Annotated in this window: 21 protein-coding genes and 1 tRNA gene; 14 read left to right on the top strand and 8 right to left on the bottom strand. The window is 63.2% G+C overall.

Annotated elements, in window-relative coordinates; all coding sequences use genetic code 11:
• Positions 1-43 precede the first annotated feature (43 nt).
• The 3 genes from GCU42_RS06460 to GCU42_RS06470 all read left to right on the top strand — a co-directional run bounded on the left by GCU42_RS06460 (position 44) and on the right by GCU42_RS06470 (position 4,647).
• Positions 44-1,384, top strand: coding sequence for a sensor histidine kinase (locus GCU42_RS06460; protein WP_114227754.1), 1,341 nt, complete (start codon positions 44-46; stop codon positions 1,382-1,384).
• A 90-nt stretch (positions 1,385-1,474) separates the two neighbouring features.
• The gene (locus GCU42_RS06465) at positions 1,475-3,502 is read left to right on the top strand and encodes a M13 family metallopeptidase (protein ID WP_114226767.1); all 2,028 of its coding nucleotides are present in this window, start codon (positions 1,475-1,477) and stop codon (positions 3,500-3,502) included.
• Between the two features lie 131 nt (positions 3,503-3,633).
• Complete coding sequence (locus tag GCU42_RS06470) at positions 3,634-4,647, top strand: polyprenyl synthetase family protein (RefSeq protein WP_114226768.1); 1,014 nt, start codon at positions 3,634-3,636, stop codon at positions 4,645-4,647.
• 6 nt (positions 4,648-4,653) lie between these two features.
• On the opposite strand, the gene GCU42_RS06475 is transcribed toward GCU42_RS06470, so the two are convergent.
• Positions 4,654-4,932, bottom strand: coding sequence for a hypothetical protein (locus tag GCU42_RS06475; protein ID WP_152569476.1), 279 nt, complete (start codon positions 4,930-4,932; stop codon positions 4,654-4,656).
• 214 nt (positions 4,933-5,146) lie between these two features.
• On the opposite strand from GCU42_RS06475, the gene GCU42_RS06480 reads away from it, so the two are divergent.
• Genes GCU42_RS06480 through GCU42_RS06490 form a run of 3 tightly spaced genes read left to right on the top strand, consistent with a single transcriptional unit; the run spans position 5,147 to position 8,399 of the window.
• Positions 5,147-5,542, top strand: coding sequence for a DUF6632 domain-containing protein (locus GCU42_RS06480; protein WP_114226770.1), 396 nt, complete (start codon positions 5,147-5,149; stop codon positions 5,540-5,542).
• Between the two features lie 45 nt (positions 5,543-5,587).
• Positions 5,588-8,086 carry an ATP-dependent helicase HrpB gene (gene hrpB, locus GCU42_RS06485; RefSeq protein WP_114226771.1) on the top strand — a complete coding sequence of 833 codons (2,499 nt, stop codon included), beginning with the start codon at positions 5,588-5,590 and terminating at the stop codon, positions 8,084-8,086.
• Between the two features lie 31 nt (positions 8,087-8,117).
• The gene (locus GCU42_RS06490) at positions 8,118-8,399 is read left to right on the top strand and encodes an ETC complex I subunit (RefSeq protein WP_114226772.1); all 282 of its coding nucleotides are present in this window, start codon (positions 8,118-8,120) and stop codon (positions 8,397-8,399) included.
• A gap of 3 nt (positions 8,400-8,402) precedes the next feature.
• Here GCU42_RS06490 and GCU42_RS06495 read toward each other — a convergent pair whose 3' ends face one another.
• Complete coding sequence (locus GCU42_RS06495) at positions 8,403-9,260, bottom strand: phosphodiesterase (RefSeq protein WP_114226773.1); 858 nt, start codon at positions 9,258-9,260, stop codon at positions 8,403-8,405.
• Positions 9,261-9,419: 159 nt separating this feature from the next.
• On the opposite strand from GCU42_RS06495, the gene wecB reads away from it, so the two are divergent.
• Both wecB and GCU42_RS06505 read left to right on the top strand, forming a co-directional pair.
• Positions 9,420-10,538, top strand: a complete 1,119-nt coding sequence (wecB, locus tag GCU42_RS06500) for a non-hydrolyzing UDP-N-acetylglucosamine 2-epimerase (protein ID WP_114226774.1) — start codon at positions 9,420-9,422, stop codon at positions 10,536-10,538.
• An 85-nt stretch (positions 10,539-10,623) separates the two neighbouring features.
• A tRNA-Glu gene (locus GCU42_RS06505) sits at positions 10,624-10,698 on the top strand.
• A 125-nt stretch (positions 10,699-10,823) separates the two neighbouring features.
• Here GCU42_RS06505 and GCU42_RS06510 read toward each other — a convergent pair.
• From GCU42_RS06510 to GCU42_RS06520, 3 genes are read right to left on the bottom strand one after another with little or no spacing between them, the layout of a single operon-like run.
• Entirely contained in the window at positions 10,824-12,461 is a 1,638-nt protein-coding gene (locus tag GCU42_RS06510; protein ID WP_114226775.1) for a recombinase family protein, read from the bottom strand.
• Positions 12,458-12,865 (bottom strand): DUF2924 domain-containing protein, encoded by a 408-nt coding sequence (locus tag GCU42_RS06515; RefSeq protein ID WP_114226776.1) that lies wholly within the window; start codon positions 12,863-12,865, stop codon positions 12,458-12,460. The genes GCU42_RS06510 and GCU42_RS06515 overlap by 4 nt, the downstream gene beginning before the upstream one ends.
• Positions 12,862-13,146, bottom strand: a complete 285-nt coding sequence (locus GCU42_RS06520) for a DUF3489 domain-containing protein (protein ID WP_240309357.1) — start codon at positions 13,144-13,146, stop codon at positions 12,862-12,864. The genes GCU42_RS06515 and GCU42_RS06520 overlap by 4 nt, the downstream gene beginning before the upstream one ends.
• Before the next feature lie 486 nt (positions 13,147-13,632).
• On the opposite strand from GCU42_RS06520, the gene GCU42_RS06525 reads away from it, so the two are divergent.
• Entirely contained in the window at positions 13,633-14,976 is a 1,344-nt protein-coding gene (locus tag GCU42_RS06525; protein WP_114226778.1) for an HD-GYP domain-containing protein, read from the top strand.
• Between the two features lie 139 nt (positions 14,977-15,115).
• Here the strand turns inward: GCU42_RS06525 and GCU42_RS06530 are convergent, their stop codons facing one another.
• The gene (locus GCU42_RS06530; RefSeq protein WP_162789154.1) at positions 15,116-15,496 is read right to left on the bottom strand and encodes a response regulator; all 381 of its coding nucleotides are present in this window, start codon (positions 15,494-15,496) and stop codon (positions 15,116-15,118) included.
• Between the two features lie 522 nt (positions 15,497-16,018).
• Between GCU42_RS06530 and GCU42_RS06535 the strand changes: the two genes are divergently transcribed.
• Complete coding sequence (locus tag GCU42_RS06535) at positions 16,019-17,389, top strand: ATP-binding protein (protein ID WP_240309448.1); 1,371 nt, start codon at positions 16,019-16,021, stop codon at positions 17,387-17,389.
• Positions 17,390-17,485: 96 nt separating this feature from the next.
• On the opposite strand, the gene GCU42_RS06540 is transcribed toward GCU42_RS06535, so the two are convergent.
• Together GCU42_RS06540 and GCU42_RS15610 are read right to left on the bottom strand one after the other, a co-directional pair.
• On the bottom strand, positions 17,486-18,121 hold the full coding sequence (locus GCU42_RS06540; protein ID WP_114226781.1) for a response regulator transcription factor: 636 nt from the start codon (positions 18,119-18,121) through the stop codon (positions 17,486-17,488).
• Between the two features lie 121 nt (positions 18,122-18,242).
• Positions 18,243-18,656: a BLUF domain-containing protein gene (locus GCU42_RS15610; RefSeq protein ID WP_420496903.1), complete on the bottom strand. Its 414-nt coding sequence runs from the start codon at positions 18,654-18,656 to the stop codon at positions 18,243-18,245.
• 632 nt (positions 18,657-19,288) lie between these two features.
• On the opposite strand from GCU42_RS15610, the gene GCU42_RS15615 reads away from it, so the two are divergent.
• The 4 genes from GCU42_RS15615 to GCU42_RS06565 all read left to right on the top strand — a co-directional run bounded on the left by GCU42_RS15615 (position 19,289) and on the right by GCU42_RS06565 (position 22,390).
• On the top strand, positions 19,289-19,840 hold the full coding sequence (locus GCU42_RS15615) for a PilZ domain-containing protein (RefSeq protein ID WP_425505008.1): 552 nt from the start codon (positions 19,289-19,291) through the stop codon (positions 19,838-19,840).
• A 150-nt stretch (positions 19,841-19,990) separates the two neighbouring features.
• Entirely contained in the window at positions 19,991-20,311 is a 321-nt protein-coding gene (locus GCU42_RS06555) for a hypothetical protein (protein ID WP_114226784.1), read from the top strand.
• Between the two features lie 893 nt (positions 20,312-21,204).
• Positions 21,205-21,405, top strand: coding sequence for a hypothetical protein (locus GCU42_RS06560; RefSeq protein WP_114226785.1), 201 nt, complete (start codon positions 21,205-21,207; stop codon positions 21,403-21,405).
• Positions 21,406-21,562: 157 nt separating this feature from the next.
• Positions 21,563-22,390: a site-specific integrase gene (locus GCU42_RS06565; RefSeq protein ID WP_114226786.1), complete on the top strand. Its 828-nt coding sequence runs from the start codon at positions 21,563-21,565 to the stop codon at positions 22,388-22,390.
• Positions 22,391-22,553: the final 163 nt, after the last annotated feature.

Consider the following 22,553-nt stretch of genomic DNA (forward strand, 5'->3'; position numbering starts at 1 on the left):
GCCGACCCGGTCGGAGCGTTACACCGGGTCGCTGACCCGCCGCATGATCGTCATCGCGACGATCTGGATCTCGATCCTGCTGTTCGCCGGCGGGTTCGCGCTCGACCGGGTGCTGACGACCAGCCTCATCCGCAGCTTCGACACGCAGCTCAATTACATCCTCAAGGGCATGATCGCCTCGTCCGAGATCGGTCCCGACGGCGACGTCCGCTTCACTCGCCTGCCCGCCGATCAGCGCTTCATCGAGACCTATTCGGGTCTCTACTTCCAGATCACCGACGTTCCGCAGAACCATTGCAAGGCGAAGGATTTGACCCCCTTCTGCTTCCCCTCGCGCTCGCTATGGGACCGGCGTCTGGCAATCAGCGACGGCAACCGCTTCCACGTCGAGCCGCATTATTACGACAGCAAGGAATTCCCCGACGAGCCGCTGCGGCTGGTCGAGCGCGACGTCATCCTGCCCGGTTCGAACGTCCACTGGCGCTTCCAGGTGGCGCAGAGCCGCGAGGACCTCGACGCGCAGATCAAGGATTTGCGCCGCACGCTCATCTGGAGTTTCGCCCTGCTCGGCATCGGGCTGGTGGTCCTCGCCGCCTTGCAGACCGTCTACGGCCTGTGGCCGCTCCGCCGCGTGCGCCGCGAGGTGGCGGCGATCCGCTCGGGCACGCGGGCGCGGGTGACCGACGACTTCCCGGTCGAGGTCCAGCCGCTGACCGAGGAGATCAACCAATTGCTCGCCCACGGCGAAGCCCAGTCGGAGGAAGCCCGGACCCACGCCGGCAACCTCGCCCACGCGCTCAAGACCCCGCTCACCGTCATCACCAACGCCGCCACCGCGCGCGACCCCGATCTCGCCGACCTCGTCTGCCGCGAGGCGACCACCATGCGCCGCCAGGTCGACCACCATCTCGCCCGCGCCCGGGCGATCGGCCGTCGCGCCTCGACCCAGGCGCGCTCCAAGGTGTGGGACAGTCTCGACGCGGTGCAGCGCGCGGTCGACCGGATGTACGAGGCGGTCACCGTCGACATCGCCGGCGACCGCACGGTCGAGGTCCGGGTTGAACGCCAGGACCTGGACGAGATGCTCGGCAACCTCGTCGAGAATGCCGCCAAATATGGCCACGGCCGCGTCTTCGTCACCGTCGAGCCGGGGGCTGCCAAGGTCGACGTGCTGGTCGAGGACGACGGCCCCGGAATCCCCGCCGACCAGCGCAGCGAGCTGTTCACCCGCGGGGTCCGGCTCGACACCACCGGCAAGCCCGGCACCGGCCTCGGCCTCGCCATCGTCCGCGACGTCGCCGAAATCTACGGCGGCTCGGTCGCGCTCGAGGAGAGCGAGGATTTGGGCGGGCTCATGGTGCGGCTGACCCTGCCGCGCGGCTGAGCCGCCGTTCGTCGTCCGGTCGAAATGGCATTTGACTTATCGCTGGGGGCGGCGAACCAAAGCGCAGCTTTTCGAGGGTGGATGAGAGACATGAAAAAGGTGATTCTGGCGGGCGTTGCGGCGGCCGCGCTGGCGATGGGCGTTCAGGCGGTGTCGGCCGCGCCGCCGGCGTTCGGCAGCTGGGGCTATGACGCGACCGCGATGAACCGCTCGGTCAAGCCGGGCGACGACTTCTTCGCCTTCGTCAACGGCGCCTGGGACGCGCGCACCCAGATCGCGCCCGACCGCACCTTCGCCGGCATCGACTCGGTCCTGAACGACAAGATCGACAGCGACGTCCGCGCGATCGTCGAGGACCTTTCCCGCGATCCCCAAAAGGGCGGCCGCATCGGCAGCCAGGTCGGCGACCTCTACGGCAGCTGGATGGACGAAGCGGGGATCGAGCAGCGCGGCACGGCCCCCTTGCGTCCCTATCTCGCGCAGATCGCGGCGGTGCAGGACCGCAACGGGCTGATCGACCTGTTCAGCAACCCCGCCTTCCCCTCGCCCATCGGCCTAAGCATCTACTCCGACGTCAAGACCCCGACCCGCTACGGCATCTACGCCTCGCAGAGCGGGCTCGGCATGCCCAACCGCGATTATTACCTGCTGACGGGCGCCAAATATGACGGCTACCGCCAGGCCTATCGCGCCTACCTAATCCGCCTGCAGGAGCTGGCCGGCATCAGCGACGCCGCCGCCCGCGCCGACCGGATCATCGCGCTCGAGACGCAGATCGCCAAGGCGCACTGGACGCCCGAGCAGAGCCGCGACGTCGACAAGAGCTACAACCCCAAGACCCGCGCCCAGCTCCGCGCCTTCGCTCCGCAGTGGCAGTGGGACCGCGCCCTCGACAAGCTCGGCCTCGGCAACGCGAGCCAGGTCATCGTCAGCGAGCCCAGCGCGATCGCCGCCGAAGGGCAGTTGTTCGCCAGCGTGCCCCTGCAGACGTGGAAGGACTGGGAAGCCGTCCACTTCATCAGCAATTACGCCGGCTACCTCCCCAGGGCGTTCGACGAGGCGAAGTTCAACTTCTACTCAAAGACGCTCCGCGACGTGCCGACCCAACGCGCCCGCTGGAAGCGCGGGGTCGACCTCGTCAACAATGCGCTCGGCGAAGGGCTCGGGCAGATCTACGTCCAGCGCCACTATCCGGCCGAGAGCGACCGCCAGATGGGTGAGCTCATCACCAACATCCGCCTCGCCCTCAAGGACAAGATCAACGGCGCGAGCTGGATGGACGCCGGCACCCGCGCCCAGGCGCTCGCCAAGCTGGCGAGCTTCGACCCGCGCACCGGCCACCCCGCCAAGTACATCGATTATTCCAGCCTCCAAGTGAAGCGCGACGACCTGCTCGGCAACGTCGTCCGCTCGAACCAGTTCGACTGGCAGCTCCTGCTCAGCCGCTATCCCAAGCCGGTCGACCGGACGCTGTGGGACATGCTGCCCCAGACCAACAACGCCTATTACGACCCGACCCAGAACCAGATCACTTTCCCCGCCGCGATCCTCCAGCCGCCCTACTTCGACCCCAACGCCGACCCGGCGTCGAACTACGGCAGCATCGGCGCGACCATCGGCCACGAGATCGGCCACGGGTTCGACGACCAGGGCCGCAAGTTCAACGCCGCGGGTGAGCTCAAGGACTGGTGGAGCCCGGCGACCGCCAAGCTCTATACCGCCAAGGCGCAGCGGCTGGTCGAGCAATATAACGGCTACGAGCCGATCCCCGGCGTCCACATCAAGGGCCAGCTTACCCTCGGCGAGAATCTCGGCGACCTTGGCGGGCTCGAGGTCGCCTACGCCGCTTACCGCCGCTACGTCGCCCAGCATGGCGAACCGCCGGTGATCGACGGGCTGACCGGCGACCAGCGTTTCTTCATCGCTTACGGCTACAGCTGGGAAACCAAGACCCGCGACGGCGCGCTCCGGGCGCAATTGCTGACCGACCCGCACAGCCCCGCCAAATATCGCGTCAACGGCATCGTCCGCAACGTCGACGCCTGGTATTCTGCCTTCAACGTCAAGCCCGGCGACAAGCTCTACCTCGCCCCCGCCGACCGCGTGCACGTCTGGTAACCAATCGTCGTTGCGAGCCGCAGGCGAGGCAATCCATGCCGCCCGATGGCACAGTGGATTGCTTCGCTACGCTCGCAATGACGTCCGTCGAATCCTTGCCCTGACGCGCCGCCCCCTTTAACCGCGCCCACGTGACTGCCTCGCTCCACGACCTCCGCCCCGGCGCCTCCCCCAGCCTCGAGCCACTGGTCCAACTGACCGCGCCCGACATGAACGCGGTCAACCAGGTCATCCTCGGCCGAATGCAGAGCCAGGTCCCGCTCATCCCCGAGCTTGCCGGCCACCTCATCGCGGGCGGCGGCAAGCGCATGCGGCCGATGCTGACCTGCGCCTCGGCGGCGCTGTGCGACTATTCGGGCTCGCGCCACCACAAGCTCGCCGCCGCGGTGGAGTTCATCCACACCGCCACCCTGCTCCACGACGACGTGGTCGACGGCTCGGGGATGCGGCGGGGCAAGCGCACCGCCAACCTCATCTGGGGCAATCCGGCAAGCGTGCTGGTCGGCGACTTCCTGTTCAGCCGCGCCTTCGAGCTGATGGTCGAGGACGGCTCCTTGAAAGTCCTGAAGATCCTCAGCCATGCCAGCGCCGTCATTGCCGAAGGCGAAGTCGCGCAGCTGACCGCGCAGCGCCAGATCGCGACCAACGAGGACACTTACCTCCACATCATCGAGGCCAAGACCGCCGCGCTCTTCTCCGCCGCCTGCCGGATCGCCCCGGTGGTCGCCGAAGCGGGCGAGGACGCCGAGGACGCGCTCGAGGCGTTCGGCCGCAACCTCGGCATCGCCTTCCAGCTGGTCGACGACGCGATCGACTACACCAGCGACGAGGGGACCAGCGGCAAGAGCCTCGGCGACGATTTCCGTGAGGGCAAGATGACGCTGCCGATCATCCTCGCCTACGCCCGCGGCGGCGAGACCGATCGGGCGTTCTGGAAGGCGGCGGTCAGCGGCGAGCGGACCAGCGACGACGACCTCGCCCACGCCATCACCTTGCTGCGCGACACCGACGCGATCGGCGACACGCTCGAGCGCGCCCGTCTCTACGCCCGTCGCGCGCTCGACGCGATCAGTGGGTTTCCCAATGGAAAGGCGCGCGCCGCGCTGTCGCAGGCGGTCGAATTCGCCGTGGCGCGCGCCTATTAGCCTCGCTTAGCGACCCGGCGGGGGCGGCGGAGGCGGAGTGGTGGTGGTGCCGGTCGTTCCGGTGCCCGTGGTCCCGGTGCTCGAGGTGCCGCTGGTCGGATCGGTCGGTGCCGTCGTCGGCGGGGTCGTGGTTCCCGTGTCGGTGGGGGTGGTGCTGGTCGTGGCGGCGTCGGCCGGCGGTGCGGTCAGGTCGCTGCTCTTGGCGGGCGACGTCGAATTGGTCGAGCAGGCCGCGATCGCAGTGGCCGCGGCGAGAACCGGCACAAGCCGGCTGAAATTGCGCATGGATTACTCCTTCATGCAAGGTTTTGGCACTCCAACCATCTGAAAAGACGCTGGAAATTTCCGGGGGAGCAGTCGTCCTACCGGGCCGGCCGCACCCCCGGAACCGATTAACGGCGAACCGCCGCATTGCGCCGACGGCGCATCGGAAATGGCGCAAAACATGGTATTACGCTTCTCGGCTTCCCGATGAGGGCGCCGTTGGGGGAGACTTGCGATGTCCGACAACCGTTTGCTGAGCGCGGCGCTGCTGCTGTTCGGAGTGATCTTCTGCCTCGTCTATCCGCTGGCGATGTTCTGGCCGAGCGGCTGGGCCTGGCATTCGGGCAGCCCGGCCAGCAACGACTATTTCCTAATGATCGTCGGCGTCTACGCGACCCTTGGCGTCTTCCTCATCCGCGCCGCCCGCGACCCCGCGGCCAACGCCTCGCTGATCTGGTTCACCGTCTGGTCGAGCGTGGTCCACGCCGTAGTGATGGCGCTCGAAGCGTTGCGGTCGCCAATGCAGGGCGGGCATCTGCTCGGCGATGTGCCCGCTCTGCTGCTGGTCGCGCTAGTCCTCGGCGGGCTGATGATCCGTCACGGCGCCGCCGGACGCTCCGCCACCGTCTGAGCCCTCTTTTTGCGCGCACGGCGGCGCTTCGCCTAAGGCGGCGGCGTGACCCTGCCGATCGACGCCGTCCTGCCCGACCTCATCGCCGCACTGCGGGCGGGGACGCGCGCGTTGCTGATCGCCCCACCGGGCGCGGGCAAGACGACGCAGGTCGCGCCCGCCTTGCTGGCCGAGCCGTGGTGTACCGGCCAGATCCTCCTGCTGGTCCCCCGCCGCCTAGCCGCCCGCGCCGCAGCCGAGTTCATCGCCCGCCAGCTGGGGGAGGAGCCGGGCGCGACCATCGGCTACCAGACCCGCCTCGACAGCAAGGTCGGCCGCACCACGCGCGTCATCGCGATGACCCACGGCGTCTTCCTCGCCCGCATCCAAGCCGACCCCGAGCTCGCCGGCGTCTCGGCGGTGCTGTTCGACGAAGTCCACGAACGCAGCCTCGACAGCGACCTCGCCCTCGCCCTCGCCCTCGACGCCGCCGGCGCGCTACGCGACGACCTCCGGCTGGTGGCGATGTCGGCGACGCTCGACGGCGAGCGCTTCGGGCGACTGCTCGGCGACCCGCCCCGGATCGGGAGCGAAGGCCGCAGTCACACGCTGACCGTACGCCACATCGGCCGCGACGCTGCCGCGCGGATCGAACCGCAGGTTGCCGCCGCCTGCCGCCGCGCGCTTGCCGAAGAGCCAGGCTCGCTGCTCGCCTTCCTTCCCGGCGTCGCCGAGATCGAGCGCACTGCCGATGCGCTCGGCAACCTGCCGTCCGATATCGTCCTCCACCGCCTCCACGGCCAGGTCGACCCGCGCGACCAGCGCGCCGCCCTCGCCGCCCCCGCCCCCGGCACCCGCAAACTCGTGCTCGCGACCAGCATCGCCGAGACCAGCGTCACCTTGGACGACGTCCGGATCGTGATCGACAGCGGGCTCGCCCGTCGCCCGCGCTACGACCGCGAGGCCGGTCTGACCCGGCTGGTCACCGAGCGCGCCAGCCGCGCCGCGGTCACCCAGCGCGCCGGCCGCGCCGCGCGCCAGGCGCCGGGGGTGGCGATCCGGCTGTGGGAGGAGGCCGCCACCAATGCGCTGCCCGCGCACGACCCGCCCGAGATCCTCGAAGCCGACCTCACCAGCCTGGCGCTGACCAGCCTGCTGTGGGGCGAGCCCGATCCCGCGCGCCTCCCTTTCCTCGACCCGCCCCCCGCCGCCGCCCTCGCCGAGGCGCGGCGGCGGCTGACCAGCCTCGGCGCAATCGACGCAGACGGCCGAGTCACCGACCACGGCCGCGCCATCGCCCGCCTCCCCCTCGAACCGCGCCTCGCGCACATGCTGATCGAAGGCGCGACGCGCGGCTTCGGCAGGATCGCCGCCGAGGCCGCCGTCCTCCTCACCGAGCGCGGCCTCGGCGGCACCGACCCCGACCTCGAACGCCGTTGGCAACGCTGGCGCGGCGACAAAGGCAAGCGCGCCGAAGCGGCCCGTGGGCTGGCGCGGCGGTGGGAACAACAAACCCGCTCGTCCCGAGCGGAGGCCGAAGGCCGTAGTCGAGGGGCGTCGGACCAACGCCCCTCGACTGCGCTCGGGACGAGCGGTGGCGAAGCCCTCGCCCAGGCCATCGCCCTCGCTTTCCCCGATCGCCTCGCCCGCCGCCGCAGCGCCGACGGCGAGCGCTGGCAATCGGTCGGCGGGCGCGGCTTCCGCCTCGACCCCGCTTCCTCGCTGGCCAGCGCGCCTTGGCTGGCGGTCGCCGAGGTCGCCGGCAGCGCGGCGGGGGCACGCATCCTCTCCGCCGCCGCGCTCGACGAGGAAGCGGTGCTCAGCCTCTTCGGCGAGCGCGCGGTGACCGGGCACGACGGCGCCTTCGATCCCGCCACCGGCGCGGTCACCCCGACCCGCTCGCGCCGGCTCGGCAGCATCCGCCTGTCGAGCGGCCCCGACCCCAGGCCCGATCCGCAAGCGATCGCCGCCGCGCTGGTCGAAGGCGTCCGCACCCACGGCCTCAATCTTCTGCCGTGGGGCGATGGTGCGACCGCGCTGCGCCACCGCGCCGCCTTTGCCGCCACGCACGACCCCACCCTCCCCGCGCTCGACGACGACGCCCTCCGCGACCGGCTCGAGGAGTGGCTGCCGCCGCTCGTCGCCGGCAAGCGCCGCCTGTCCGACATCGGCGACGCCGCCCTCCGCCAGGCGCTCGAACAGCTGCTCGGCTACGAAGCGCTTCGAAGCGTTGAGCGCCTCGCCCCGCCCGACTTCGCCACCCCCGCCGGCAGCCGCCACGCCATCGACTATGGCGCGGCGGGCGGTCCCACCATCGAGGTGCGGGCGCAGGCGCTATTCGGTCTCCGCCAGCATCCGACGGTCGCGGGCGGACAGGTCCCGCTGACGCTCGCCATCACTTCCCCCGCGGGCCGCCCGATCCAGACCAGCCGCGACCTGCCGAGCTTCTGGGCCGGGAGCTGGCGTGAGGTCGCCAAGGAGATGCGCGGCCGCTACCCGCGCCACCCCTGGCCCGACGATCCGGCAAGCGCCGCGCCAACGCTGCGGGCCAAGCCGCGCGCTTGATTTCGGGCCCGCTTTGAGCCACCGCGCGGCCATGGCAATCGCGCGCATCATCGAGGCTGACCGCAAGACCACCCAGTCGGGCCGGGCCAAGGCCGGCAAGTGGAGCCTCGAGTTCGAGAACGGCCGCGCCCAGGCACACGACCCGCTGACCGGCTGGGTCGGCAACGCCGACACCCGGACCCAAGTCCGCCTCGCCTTCGACACGAAGGAAGCCGCGATCGCTTATTGCGAGAAGCACGGCCTCGCCTACCACCTCGTCCCCGCCGCGCCGGTGAAGCTCAAGCTCCAGGCCTACGCGGACAACTTCCGCTAGGGCTCAGCCCGTCCCGCGCTCGCGCAGGAATTCGCGCATCATCGGCTGCAAATTGCTGTTGTAGCTCGCCAGCACATTGCGTGGCCCGGCGATTTCGAAATGCGTCAGCAGCCGCTCCCCGTCCCATTGGTGGAGCGCGAAGGCGGGCGGGTCGGCGACGATCAGCGCGCGTCCGTCGGGATGCTGCGGATCGACGTGATCGAGGTCGAGCGCCACCTGCGGTGCGGTCGACGGCGCCACCACCAAATGCTTGCCGGCAAAGGTCGCGGTGATCGCGCGGTGGACGTGGCCGCAGATCATGCCGACGATCTGATCGTGCGGCGCGACCACCTCGCGCAGCCGCTCGACCCACCCCTCGTGCGGCAGAGCGCTCATCCACGGGATGCCGGTATCGAGCGGCGGATGATGGAGCACCAGCAAGGTCGGCGCATTGGGCGCCTCGACCAGCCGCTCGGCCAGCCAGCCGGCGCGCTCCGCGCAAAAGGCCCCGCCGTGGCGCCCCTCGTCGAGCGTATCGAGGACGATAATCCGCAACTCGCCCTGCTGGTGAACATATTGAACGAACCCGTTCGGATCGCGCGGCACCTGCGGGAATTCGGCGGCAAAGGCTTCGCGCCCGTCATGGTTGCCGACCGCCAGCAGCACCGGCCCCTCCCACCGCCCGATCAGCGCGTGGACATGGTCGTAGGCGTGGGTGTCGTCGCCATGCTCGACCAGGTCGCCGCTGACGATCAGCAAATCGGGGCGCGGCGTGAGCGCATTCAACTGGTCGATCACCAGATTGACCCGGCGAACGTTGAGCTCGTGCGGGTTGCCCCGATCGAAGCCCAAATGGATGTCGGTGACCTGCGCGATCAGCATCGCTTGTCCCCCGTCCCGCGTCGCGTCATCTGGCTCCCCCTCGTCCCCCATCGACCGGTATAAGCGCTCCGCGCGCCGACACCAGCTTGCCAAGCCAAGCATTTCGGGTCAGAAACGACGACGCCGGATCGACTCTGCTCGGAGGAGTCGAATGTCCCGGTGTCTTTTCCATCCATCGCCTTTGTCCTCGGCACCCGTCCCGAGGCGATCAAGTTCGCCCCGCTTGCCCAGGCGTTCGAAGCGCGCGGCTGCCCGCCTCGCCTGTTCCTGACCGGCCAGCATCCCCGGCTCGACCTCGCCGGGCTCGGCATCGGGCACCTTCCCGCGGAGACCCTGCGCTGCGCGCCACACGAGAATCCGATCGCTTTCGCGCAAGGAGTGGCGGCGGCGCTCGCCCCGCAACTGGTCGAAACCGACCTCGTGCTGGTGCAGGGCGACACCTCATCGGCGCTCGGCGGCGCGCTCGCCGCGCGCGAGGCCGATGTGCCCCTCGCCCATGTCGAGGCGGGGCTGCGCTCGTTCGACCCGGCTCTGCCCTGGCCCGAGGAGGAGAATCGCACCACCATCGACCGGCTGGCGAGCCTCATGTTCGCGCCGACCCCCGACAATGCCGCCAATCTGAAGCGCGAGAAGGTGGCGGGCGAGGTGCTGGTCACCGGCAACACCGGCCTCGATGCCCTGCGCCGGCTGGTCGGCCCTCTGCCGCGCCGGATCGGCGCGCCGCTCGGCGGGCTGCCGCGGCTGCTGGTGACCTGCCATCGGCGCGAGAATTGGGGGCTCGCCTTCATTCCCGTCGCGATGGCGCTGCTGCATCTCGCACGCTCGCCCTGGCTGGCGATCGACGTCGTCCTCCACCCCAACCCGGCAATGGCCGACACGGTTCGCGACCTGCTCGCCGGCCGCCCGCGGATCAGCCTGCTGCCGCCGCTCGATCATCGCGGGATGGTGATGGCGATGCGCCAGTCGACCATCATCCTCTCCGACAGCGGCGGGGTGCAGGAAGAAGCTCCGGCGCTCGGCGTTCCGCTGCTGGTCCTGCGCAGCAAGACCGAGCGGCCCGAAGGCATCCGCAGCGGCAACAGCCGGCTGGTCGGCACCGACACGAAGCTGATCGTCGATGAGGTCGAGCGGCTGCTCGGCGATGCCGACGCTCATGCGGAAATGGCGCTGCCCGCGCTGCCCTTCGGCGACGGCCACGCCGCCGAGCGGATCGCCGATGCCAGCCTCGACTGGCTCGACCGCCGCCGCGGACAGGAGCAAGTGCGGCTCAGCGCCTGACGCCGCGACCGCGTTTCGCCGCTGGCGGCGCGCCGATTGACGAAGCGGGCCGACGCCGCCATATGCGCGCCTCGCCACCGCATGTGGCCCCTTCGTCTAGCGGTTAGGACGCGGCCCTCTCACGGCTGAAACACGGGTTCGATTCCCGTAGGGGTCACCACGGACTGAGTCTCCGGCGTGAAATGAGCGCTTCCTCCGAACGCGCCTCATTGATTGGCTGAATTCCGCCGTTATCCCGCGGGTCTCTTATGCGGCGGTTCCGCAGAGACTTTGGTGGGTCTTGGCTTACCGCTTAAAAGTCGACTTTTCTCTGGCGCGGGGAAGGCATGTCTCGGGAATCTCCGCGGCCTCGAGACTACACAGCAGCAATGTTTCTTGCTGGCTCCAGCACAGCGGCAGCCCGTCCACCTTTTGCAGCGTCTTGCTGCTCAGCTGGGAGCGTTGATCACCAGTGAGGATCAAGGTCACTATCTTGGGAGAGAGATAGCTCAAGCGAATAAGACGCTTGAAGCGCTCCGTCGACCGGCCGAACTTCGTGGCGAGCTCGGCGAGCGTGAGTTGCGGCTTGGCTAGAGCAAGAGCCTGGGCCCGGGCGGCATCCTGAAGCAGGACGATAAGCTGCTGGTTGCCCGCAGGGCTATCTGAAGTAGTCAGCTCACCAATGACCAGCGTCGCATCGTTGCCGTGCCGCACGCGCTCCATTTGGCGATGGAGTATTATACCGTCCGCAAGTTCGATGGTGAGCTGGGCATCTCCCACAATAATCTTCTGCACGTGCTGCTGGATGAATGATCGCTGCGCTGCGGGATTGGCGCTCTCCGTTGGGCGGGCAGCTTCTAACGCCTCGATCGTGGTGACCTTCGAAGCGAGGTGCGCAGTCAGCAGGGCGATGCAGTGTCGCTCGAGCGGATCGGCGGTAATCCGGTAGGCTGCTGCAGATCCTTCCGTGATGCTGTTTGCGCGCGTGACGTAGTAGCGAAAGCGCTGACCGTTCCGGCGGGTGTGTGTCGGTCCCATCGACCGGCCATGCTGGTCGAAGATGATGCCTTGGAGCAGACTCGCGGACACCAACTTGGGCAGGCGCATCGCGGGTGTGCTGCGGCTGGAAAGAATCGTCTGCACACGGTCAAAGACCTCGGGTTCGATGATCCCCGTGTGCTGCCCTGCGTATGACTTTCCCTTGTGCTCGACCTCGCCCACGTAAGTCCGGTTGCTTAGCAGACAGCGCAGTGCCCCGTAGTGAAAGGGCGTTCCACCAATCTGCTTGCCAGCGCGCTGCCGGACCTTGGTCGTGAGGCCCTGTTTGCATGACCAGCGCTCGGTCTCCTGCACTGACCCAATCTCAGCAAATGCAGTAAAGATGGCCCGTACGGTTGCCGCCTCAGCATCATTGACCACCAGCTTCCGATCGATGGCGTCGTAGCCCAGAGGTACCGTGCCGCCCATCCACATGCCCTTGGCCTTGGACGCCGCAATCTTGTCCCGCACGCGTTCGGCACCGACCTCGCGCTCAAACTGCGCGAACGACAGGAGCACGTGCAGCGTTAGCCTGCCCATGCTGGTCTTGGTACTGAACGACTGCGTCACACTGACGAAGCTTGCGCCGTGCTTTTCCATGACCTCGATGATACGCGCGAAATCGGCCAGGCTGCGGGTCAGCCGATCGATCTTGTAAATGACCACGACATCGACCTTGCCGCTCTCAATGTCGGCCAGCAAAGCCTTGAGCCCCGGCCGCTCCATGCTCCCGCCCGAAAAGCCGCCGTCATCATAACGCTCCCGGGTCGCAGACCAGCCCTCATGCTTCTGACTGAGGATGTAGGCTTTGCAGGAGTCGTACTGTGCATCGAGGCTGTTGAACTCCTGCTCAAGCCCTTCATCACTCGACTTGCGGGTGTAGATCGCACAGCGGACCTTGCTCACCTGGGCAATCCGAAAAAGCGAGGTCCGGACCAGCGCGTGCCGGTGATTTTCGTCGCGATTTCGCTGAGCGACCCGTACGTTGCCGCTTCGTAGCGGAAGCCCTCATCCAGCACATCGACAACGTAGGTTCGACCGCGCCAGCGACGGACCAACCTGTTGCCTGTTCGCAGCTTAGGTTTGGGAGCGAACTTCCCCCGCGCTTTCGATAGCAACTGGCGAGCAAGCGCGGCGTCCATTCGGCCGAGTGCTTTCTCTTGCAGGCGGTAAGCAATGCCACGTGCCAGCAAGTCTGGCGTGAACGCTGCTGGTGGCGCGGCCCTGAAAGTCTCGCGCCACTTCTCTTGCAATCGAGCCCTGCCCAGCCTCGGCAAGGCGCAGAGCGCATCATCAAGGTCGCTCATCATGGTGCGACCGCACGGTAGGTGCGCACGCCGTCGACCTTGTCGCTGTCGATGACGTACCCCTTCTTACGAAGACCCGTCATTGCCGCGCGCGTCGTGTGTGGCAGCCATCCAGTCGCAGCGATCATCTGGTCCAACGTAGCGCCTTGATCTCGGACCAGCAGATCAGCCAGGCCCTGCTGCTTGGATGGCAACTTGGTTGGCGCTGTTTCCACTTTCGGCGCAGCTGAATCCCTTGCCGCTTTAAGTCTCTTACGGTCCGCTGCTGTTTGCATGTTCGTCATGTGAGTGGCCTTTCGGTTCGAAGCGGCGAGATGCCTCTTCCCACCACTCACAGCCCCGCCAGCAGGCTGGTCGGGGCAGCAGCGCATTCTCAGCGCCGCGACTCACGCGAACACCAATGCTCTGCTTGCTCGAACAGTCGAGTGATTACTGCGCGATCATTCTCGAACGCGCCGCTTCGGCGGGCATCCGAGCAGCGCGAACCAAGGACCAATCCTTAAAGCTCTCAGGCAAAGTCGCCCGGGTAAGACCGATAGGCCTCGTCAGCCGCTTGGGCCCAACGTGAGAAGACCCATATGCGGAACCCCGTTCAGGTCTGCTCGACGTCTGCTTGTGGTGGAATTCGGACATTCAGCCTGAATGTCTAATCGAGGGAGACAGGAATGCTCCCGCGGGCTGCATTCGCTCGGGATCGCACGCCCCCGCCCAAGGCATATTTACCATTTAACTAAAGAGCGTGCTAATCACCCAGGTGATAACGTTTCGCGATGCTGCACCAGCCGATCACCGTCCCAACCACCAGCCGAGCCGAGGTGATCGCGGCTTTCAGTTACGCGCTCGATCTCACGGAGGGGCAGCCCGCCGGCCATTGCATTCGCGCTTGCTGGATTGGCATGCAGATAGGCCGTCAGATCGGTCTTTCGCCGGACGATCTCGGGAACCTCTATTACACTCTGCTCCTTAAGGACCTTGGTTGCAGCAGTAACGCGGCACGTATTTGCGAGCTTTATGAAGCGGACGACCGAGCCTTCAAGCAGGGCTACAAAACGATTGGTACCAGCCTCGCAGCGACACTTCACTTCGTGTTTCGTAAGACCGCGCAAGGGCGCCCGTTCAGGCAGCGGGCAGCGGCAATTGGAAACATTCTTCGCAACGGCGACGCCATCGCTCAGGAGTTGATCGTGTCGCGCTGCACGCGAGGAGCGGACATTGCGCGCACGCTGCGCTTTTCTGACGCGGTGTGTGACGGCATCTATCACCTCGATGAGCATTGGGATGCATCGGGTCGGCCCGGCCGGCTGCGCGGTGATGCCATTCCGCTCCACTCGCGCATTGCCCTGCTGGCGCAGGTGATGGATGTCTTCCACATCCATGCTGGTCCGGCCGCCGCCATCGATGAGGCGCGGCGACGCAGTGGCGTGTGGTTTGACCCGGCACTGGTGAAAGCGTTCGAAGCCGTCAGCGCGTCCGCGATGTTTTGGTCGGCGCTTGCGTCCCCTACTATTGAGGCTCGAGTCGTCCGGATGGCGCCCCAAGAAATCGAGGCGCCCCTGGATGACCACTACCTCGATGCGATCGCCGACGCTTTCGGCCAAGTGATCGACGCCAAGAGCCCGTTCACGGCCGGCCATTCACAGCGCGTCGGCCAGCTGAGCGAGCGCATGGCCGGAGCATTCGGAATGAGCCGCGAGCGCGCCCGTTGGCTTCGCCGCGCTGCCGTGCTCCACGACGTCGGAAAGCTAGGCGTATCGAGCGCGATCCTAGAAAAGCCCGCCGGCCTGGATGAGCGAGAATGGGTCGAAATGCGAAGCCACGCCGCTCACACGCGAGCGATCCTCGGACGGATCGGCGCACTGTCAGATCTCGCTGACGTCGCAGCCGCGCATCACGAGCGGCTTGACGGTTGCGGATACCCGCTGGCCATTTCGGGAGCTGCAATTAGTCGCGACACGCGTATCATCACCGCCTGCGACTTTTATGACGCCCTGGTCTCCGAGAGGCCTTACCGAGCGGCGCTGCCGGTCGACGAAGCCCTCGCGATCATGGCGGAAGCTGTTGGGAACGCGATCGACCCGGAATGCTTTGAGGTACTCAAAGCGAGCATCCGCTAGGCCCAAATACTGCTTTAGGATGAAAGCGGACACTCCGATGGGACGTCGGCCGTAAGTTGAAAGCGTAGGTCTGTGCTGCCACACCGTCCGGAACGTGCGTAGTGTCTCTGCTGCACTGAACGAACGCGGGAAAATCGCTCTAAGCAACCAGCTTGTCGGTCTGATGACCGGTTAAGGCTAGGATCTGAGCTACTAATTTCTCCGCCGGATAGGGCTTCTCGATGTAGCCTATAGCAGCTTCACGAATCTCGCCTGTCGCGTCGCCACTCCCGCTGACAATTAAAACGGGTATCGATGGAAATTCATTCCTAAGTGCATTCAGTGCATCAACACCGCTTATGCCTGGCAGGATCATATCAAGTAGGATTATGTCCGCTCGAACGGAACCGCCATCGTCAATAAAATCAACGGCAGACGGAAATTTGAACACAAGGGCGTTCATAGCCTCCAGCAACATAGCCGTTGCTGCTCTGACATCGGGGTCATCTTCGATGACCGCTACGCGTTTTCCATGCAACATGAAGAGCCTCCGATAGCGAAAGCTCTCCACAGTCTCCCAGTTACTGGTGCGCCTAAACCGATTCCAGCAATACGCCGGTCTTAACATAGAAAAGTTCGTTCTACACGTGGAATTTTATCTCCGGGCCAACGTTTGACGAAATAGCAAGTGTCCGATTGTCTAAAATCCAGAATACCACGCACTTTGCGTCATACCGTGTGAAAGCCTGCGGCCGCTTGCGACCGCTTGATACGGTCGGCTGCAAACTGACCAAGTTTCGCAGTCACGAACGCTCGGGAGTGTTCGCATACGAACTGATGCTCTTTGCGATCGGACCGCAAAGGTCGAACAATCCGCAAGGTGGGAAGCTCAGCCTTGAGAACGCCGTTGCGTCCATCCGCACAACCCGTCAAAAGTATCAAAAATGCGAGTAAGGATCGCATGAATTCTTTTCTAGAAGTTTTAGAACGCGCAGGCATAAGTGCTTGGTTAAGCCACATCGACACGGGTAAGCTCGAGCTTACTCCAGGGTTTTGGCGACACATGGGTTATGCGGGTCCAAAGGTCAGGGACGTGGCCGGGTGGCGCAGTATGATCCACGCCGAAGACCTTTTAAGCTATCGGGAAACTGTGGACACTTATTTGAACGCCGGCGAAGGCGCAATGAGTGTTCGTTTTCGCTTTAGAGCTGCAGATAGCAGCTGGAAAATCCTCGAGGGGCGGGGCCGCATCGTGGAGCACGCCCCAGGCGGTGCGCCGCTTCTATTCGCGGGAACGATCACGGATCTCACTGAAGAGGCGATTCGCGAGGAAAAAGCGCAAGCGGACCACGCTCGACTGTCGGCTGCGCAAGCCCGGGCCGGCGCGGGTGTTTGGGAAGTTGACCTTCGTACGGGTTTAATAATTCTGGATGAGCGAAGTCTCGAAATGCACGGGCTGCCCCGAGGCCCCTCCCGCACTTTATCGCAAGATGAGTGGGCAGCGACCCTCGATGGCGATGCAGAAGGTGTCATCGCCGCTTTTCGCGCAGCCGTAGCAAGCGGATCGCTCTACAATGCCGAGTATAGCACTCAAGGCGGAAGGGTGTGGATTCAAGGTTTTGGAAGTGCCGTCTATGGTGCAGGTCAAGAGAATAAGCCGATTAAGCTGGTAGGCTTGAATCTCGACGTCACCGAGCGCCGCAAGTCAGAACGACTTATTGAAGAAATGCGAGGAGAGCTGGTTCAACTTGCGCGGATGTCGGCAATGGGCAGCATGGCCTCTACTATCGCCCACGAGTTAAACCAGCCCCTTGCCGCCACGTCGAACTACTTGGCGGTTGCCGAGATGCTATTGATAAAAGGAAGCAGTGAGGCAGCCAGGGCAGCAGTTCAGGACGCAACTCAGGCAGTGCTGAAAGCTGGCGACATCATACGACGAATACGGGAAGGGCTCAACAAGCGAAGCTCTGAACGTCAGATCTCCGATTTAAGGCCTGTGATCCAGTCCGGCATACGCTTGGCAACCATTGACGCGGTTCAACGCGACATAATCGTCGAAGAGAAACTGACGGCAGGACTGCATGTCGACATCGACCCTGTGCAAATAGAGCAAGTGATCATCAATCTCATTAGAAATTCTATGGACGCGATCGGTCATGCTGAAATCCGTAAGATCCGCATTACATTAAGGGAGCAGAAAGGCGAGGCTTTAGTCGAAGTCGCTGATACGGGCGCAGGAATTCCTGTGGAATTGCAGGACTCAGTTTTCGAGGCATTCTCAAGCAACAAAGCGCACGGTACTGGCCTCGGACTATCTATATGCCGAACGATCGTGGAGTCTCACGAAGGCAGCATCAAGCTTCTGAAATCCTCTCCGGAAGGGACGGTTTTTTCGTTTCGGTTACCGCTAAGAAAGTCGAATTTGAAAACGTAAGTAAGAAGTTCGCAAATTTAATTGCTCAATCACGCAAGTCCGGAGCTAATTTAGTAGCCCAATTCGCTCGGCTTGACCCGATCTGCGGACTTCACCTTAGTCCCTGTTGTTCCGCTCGATCCTGGCTGGTTCCAGTCGCGCCATGATGCCGACGTGAATGGCTTCATTTGTGCTCCTGGCCCCGAGTTTCCGCACCATATTGTTGCGGTACATCTCTACGGTTCGATCGCTTATTCCGAAATGCCTACCAATCGTCTTGTGTGAAGCTCCTGCTAGAAGTCCTCGCAGAACATCCAGTTCCCTTGAAGTTAAATTTGCGACTTGTTGTGCAGCCGTACGCTCTCGTTTAGCGAACTCAACGCTGCTCAATAAATGGGCATAACTATTCTCAAGCATGGTGAGAAGATCGGCGCCACTGAAGGGCTTCTCGATGAAGTCGACGGCTCCCGATTTGAGCGAGCGAACAGCGGTTTCAACGTCACCGTGTCCCGTTACAATGATCGTAGCGAAGTTGGCGAGGCAGACACCCTCATTCTCAAGAAGATCTAGTCCACTGTGGCCAGGCATCCTGACATCCAATAATAAAGCTCCAGGTGGGAGAAGAAGGCATTCTTCTAGAAATTGAGAAGCGGACTCGAAGCCTCTAACCAGCCATCCTGCCGTCTCAAGCAGCAATAGCATTGATTTGCGAAAAGGGCCGTCGTCATCAACAACATAGGCTCGCTTGCTCATGTCCCGATTGAGAGTTTCGATGTTGTCATGCTCCCTTTGCCCATAAGCTGAGATTGCGGCTTACCCTGGATTGGTGCGAGCTTATGCGGAATGGGTCAATAGGTCCATTCCCCAAAGGGCGTTACAGGATCACCATAAGCCTTAGGAGTTGATCCACTTCGCGTTCATGGTTATGACCGTGAAGTTCTCTACCTTTGCCAACAAGAGACTCAAGCTGTCGATCGACGTAGAGCGAAGGTCCAGAGTAAGATAGCGACCAACTATCAAATCGTCGCACGCGGCTTGTGTCACGCCTTAAGACGGTTATTCGGTTGTGACGTTCGTCTGCCAATATCTTGTACATGACTCTCGCGAGGTTTTGGTGCGGCCCTTCTAAAAACTGTGCAAATCGAGTACCAGTAAATATCAAGGTTCCGCTTAGTCCATTGCGCGCGTTCGCTTCTCGAGCGTGGTTCACGAGGCGCCCAATCTCATTAGGCGCTCGACGCGGACTAGGCTTATAAAGGCTCACGTAGAGCAAGTACTCCAGTGACACCCGGTCTCTCCATGGTCTCGATATTACGTAGTTGCTGAGCGGGGCTGGCCCGCAATTGAAGCTGCAGGCCTGGCTCTACACTCGTTCGACTGCGGAATCGATACCGGGTTTGCCCCGTGTCTTGAGCAGGTTCGGCACTGATTTAGTCAGGCAGCGGAGCTAACAACAGCGCGCTTGACCACCGCCGCGATGAAAAAGCCAACATTCGATACCGTTGGTTCAGGTCTGAAGGCCGGCGACTACCTCACCGTATTTCCACGGTAGTGATTTCCGATGCTCGCAATCGGCGAACTTCCAGTGCATAAAAAACCTCTGAACACGCCTTGCTCCTTTGTAGATATCGCAAGGTAAGAACATGGTCTCGTGCAAGCGAGTGGCGACTGGCATATGCAATCCCCAAGACTGTTATGCCAGTCGCCTTAGAACACAGTGCGGATGGAGCGTGTTGAAGGGTAATCAATCGACAGTTCCATTTCGATTTAGCGGACTTTTATGAGGGGTTGACGATGCCTTGTTTGTCTGGAGATGCGCTGTACTCAGTGCCCGCTAGTTCCACTCACTTCGGCGATGCGCAATGTGACGCATCGCTCAACGAGCGACGCTCATCCGAACGGCATCGTCTCGTTCTTCAGATGGCGACGCTCACAACTGATTTAGAGCAGCAGCTCTGCCTTGTCTTGAACATTGGTGCGGGTGGGATGAAAGTCCGCTACTTTGGTAACGCTCCCGAGGGGTCGGCCGTCACCGTGTCGATGCGAGGTGACCAGAAATTCCACGGCCACGTTAGTTGGCGCACTGGCGATTTGCTCGGGATTAGGTTCAATGAAAAGTTGAACGAACTTGTCGAGGGTTGCGCCGTGTTGGACAGCGGCGCTCGAAAGCGGAGTCCCCGCTTGCCGGTACATTTCCAAGCGCAAATTTGGTGCGAAGGGGCACTTACTTCGGTGCGGGTTGTGAACCTTTCACCGAGCGGTGCTGCGGTGATTATCTCTGGAAAGCCCCCGCGGTTGCGTCAGGTGGCCCTGAAGGTACCAGGGCTCGCCAGTTTCCCAGCGCAGGTTCGCTGGAGCGATGGCGATAGAATAGGGCTCTCGTTCAACACGCCATTGCTCTTCACGCAACTGCAGCGCCTGGTCTCACTCAGCTCCTTGAATACGAGAGCGGCGGTCAGGAACGCGGCTTAGGCGCGTGTTGATGGGCTTGAGGTGCAGAGCCACTTACACCCGGGACAAGCAGATCATCTCGTGGAGCGGACTGTTTGTTGCCGCCGGCTCGGAGATGCAGGCGGAATGAGCTGAGATCCGTCTCGTCTTTGCGATTTTGGAGAATGCGTCATGCGCATCGTTCTCTTCTTCCTCGCCATAACGTCGTCATCCCTGGCAGGTGCGTCCGATGGTCGGTTCGGTGCATCTTCCACGGGTAGTGTAAACATCAGTGTCAGCGTGGCTCAGCGCGCTTGGCAAACCGGCATTTCAGACAATCGGGCTCAGTTGTGCGTAGCCGTCAGGCAAGGCTTCGTGTTGGTGGACGGGCGAACGGGCGAGATCATCAAGCAGCTGCAGCCCTTAGGCAGCTGTGAGTTCGGCGGAGCAGCGCTAGAGATGAAAGGTCTCCCCACAAGCCCCGTTCGTCTGGTCATCGTTCGGGCAGAATAGGGTCACACGCAGCGTGTACGCTAAGGCTCTCTGCCTAGCTGCCGCTCGATCAAGAGCAGACTGCGGAGTTTATTGGATCGGTATCTGAATGTCGGCAATAAATCGAAAGCCGACCTCGTGCCTGCTTTGAGGCTCGCAGACTTATCGTTCGGTTCGCTGAAGCGAACTTTCAAGCGAGATGACGCCAACTCCCCGCGCGTTGGTCTTACTCAATTTTTTCCGGATTTTTGAACTCGCTTCAGTTCCGAGAAACTCGCGTTGATGCGTTTCGCAATCGACGATCGCAGCTAGCACGTGCAATTCCCGGTCGGTTTGTCCGCTAGGTCTTGATCGGCTCTAACTGAGTAGATTATCTCCGTGCCTAGTCGCTCGAGCGACGAAAAGTCGCGCATTAGCGTCTGCCGCAGCGCGACTTTTAATTTGACCAGCGTTTGGCCCAAAGTCGGCGAACAATGAAAAATGGCGTCGAGAGTTACGGCGTTGAGGTCCTAAATGCTGTAAGGGCGTCGGTGTACCATTGCGGCCACCGAGCAGCCGCCGGGGCGGTACCACTTGTGCGCTCCAGAGGAGCCATCGCCTCGGCGCCGTCGATGACCAAAACGGTGGGCGCCGATCGACAGCTCGGTTCTGTGACCGCTCCTCCAAGTACAAAAGAATTGACGACTCGCAAGCCGTCGTCGACGACATGGGCGGGCAACGACATGAGGACCAGTTTGAAGTGACCGAAAATTACGAGAGCGGCGCCAAACGAAAGTGGACGAAGCCGACCGTGAGCGTCCTCGGTACGGTTGAGCGTGGCCGCATAATCGGCTCGCCTGAGACGTCACCGGAACAAGTTGACGCCTTGAATTCACTCTTGCGTGAGCACCACAAGGGTGAGGAGAAGCCGGCTGATGGCGATTGACGACCCAGCCGTTCGGGCAGCGTTGCTTGTTGTGCTTTTGTCATTCGTGGCTCTCGCCATCCTCTTCATCAGCAAACAATTTGACCTGCGTTTGATGGCAAAATTCTCGGCGAAGAAACGGCGACCACCGCTGATCCTCACCAAGACAAACGAGTCCATCAATCGGCGCGACGAGGGGGGGGCGTCATGACCCTGTTCGTCATTCTCCGGCGCTCGCACAAGGGCCGTCGCTAATCGTCATTTTATTTGCACTTTAGCAAACAGCGAGGAGGATTTTTCCGGTCGGCGGGCTGCCAAGTCCCGGCGATCCGGACAAGACCCTGGCGGAGGGCGGCGAGCCGCTAGCGGTGGAGAAGCTCGCCACCAAGCTGGGGCTGAATACCCCGAGCGTTCGCGTTGCTCCGGTCCCGCTGCAAAGTCTCCAGTGGACACCGGGGACGCTTCCCATGAGTCCGACCTACCAGGAGTTGGCCCAGCATTATCTCAGCAGCCTGGCGGGGGATGAGCGGGCACGTGACACGGCCGAGCTCCTGTTGTCCGATCATATAATCCCGAAGTTTGGGGCGCGCCGTCTAACAGACACCAATGCCGCCGATTTGCAGGAACTTATCGCAGGTGCTCCGGACATGGTCGGCGCCGAAGCGAGCCAGCTGGAAAAGCTTTTGAAGCGGATGTGGACTCTTGCTGTCGACATGAAGTTCGTACCCGCTGAGGCTGCGGCGAGCGTATGTTCGACCCCGTTTGGTCGTCCGGATCAGGGCTTCGCATTGCTCACTGCGGCCAGTGCTAAAGAACTGCTCATTGCCGCACGGAGCAGCCCCAACAGGCAGCTGAAATACATCATGGCGCTGCTGATGCTGACCGGCGCGCGGACTCGCGAGATCCTCAACTCGCGTTGGGACGATTTCGACCTCAATAAGTCGGTGTGGAGAATTCACGTTTCCGCGCCGGGTACCGCGCGCGAACTTAAAAGAATGTCGCCTCGCTCAAAATGTCTGCCATCATATTTGGCTGAGCATTCTTCGAGCTCTTACGTCGTTCGTTCAACAGCCAGCCGCGAACGACTTCAATCTGCTGACGGAAATTGCGATCTCGTCCGCTCGCCTTGCTCGAGGACTGCAAAGTGCGGTGTTCAACTGCGTCGCCTCGATGCGGGGATGGATTTGAGATGTTAGGCGCGCAGTGAGCAGGCCAGAACGGCGCCCTCCAGCCCGGCGTAGTGGACAAGCTCCTAACTTCGCTCAATTCCGGTTGCGACATTGCCCGTAGCCTCGGCCAGCTTGACCTCTCGCAAAGGCTCCGCCCCCTCCCGCGGCGCCTCTCTTTCCGCAGCAGTCT

The sequence above is a fragment of the Sphingomonas ginsengisoli An et al. 2013 genome (assembly GCF_009363895.1).
GTDB classification, from domain to species: Bacteria; Pseudomonadota; Alphaproteobacteria; order Sphingomonadales; family Sphingomonadaceae; genus Sphingomicrobium; species Sphingomicrobium ginsengisoli.

Excerpts from the sequence above, each read along its gene's own strand:
- GCU42_RS06555 (WP_114226784.1), top strand. The coding sequence starts at position 19,991 with ATGCGCATCGTTCTCTTCTTCCTCGCCATAACGTCGTCATCCCTGGCA.
- GCU42_RS06540 (WP_114226781.1), bottom strand. The coding sequence starts at position 18,121 with ATGAGCAAGCGAGCCTATGTTGTTGATGACGACGGCCCTTTTCGCAAA.
- GCU42_RS06490 (WP_114226772.1), top strand. The coding sequence starts at position 8,118 with ATGGCAATCGCGCGCATCATCGAGGCTGACCGCAAGACCACCCAGTCG.
- GCU42_RS06525 (WP_114226778.1), top strand. The coding sequence starts at position 13,633 with ATGCTGCACCAGCCGATCACCGTCCCAACCACCAGCCGAGCCGAGGTG.
- GCU42_RS06560 (WP_114226785.1), top strand. The coding sequence starts at position 21,205 with ATGGCGATTGACGACCCAGCCGTTCGGGCAGCGTTGCTTGTTGTGCTT.
- GCU42_RS06535 (WP_240309448.1), top strand. The coding sequence starts at position 16,019 with ATGGGTTATGCGGGTCCAAAGGTCAGGGACGTGGCCGGGTGGCGCAGT.
- GCU42_RS06495 (WP_114226773.1), bottom strand. The coding sequence starts at position 9,260 with ATGCTGATCGCGCAGGTCACCGACATCCATTTGGGCTTCGATCGGGGC.
- GCU42_RS06480 (WP_114226770.1), top strand. The coding sequence starts at position 5,147 with ATGTCCGACAACCGTTTGCTGAGCGCGGCGCTGCTGCTGTTCGGAGTG.
- GCU42_RS06460 (WP_114227754.1), top strand. The coding sequence starts at position 44 with ATGATCGTCATCGCGACGATCTGGATCTCGATCCTGCTGTTCGCCGGC.
- GCU42_RS06515 (WP_114226776.1), bottom strand. The coding sequence starts at position 12,865 with ATGATGAGCGACCTTGATGATGCGCTCTGCGCCTTGCCGAGGCTGGGC.
- GCU42_RS06520 (WP_240309357.1), bottom strand. The coding sequence starts at position 13,146 with ATGACGAACATGCAAACAGCAGCGGACCGTAAGAGACTTAAAGCGGCA.
- GCU42_RS15615 (WP_425505008.1), top strand. The coding sequence starts at position 19,289 with ATGGCGACGCTCACAACTGATTTAGAGCAGCAGCTCTGCCTTGTCTTG.
- GCU42_RS06465 (WP_114226767.1), top strand. The coding sequence starts at position 1,475 with ATGAAAAAGGTGATTCTGGCGGGCGTTGCGGCGGCCGCGCTGGCGATG.
- GCU42_RS06530 (WP_162789154.1), bottom strand. The coding sequence starts at position 15,496 with ATGTTGCATGGAAAACGCGTAGCGGTCATCGAAGATGACCCCGATGTC.
- GCU42_RS06475 (WP_152569476.1), bottom strand. The coding sequence starts at position 4,932 with ATGCGCAATTTCAGCCGGCTTGTGCCGGTTCTCGCCGCGGCCACTGCG.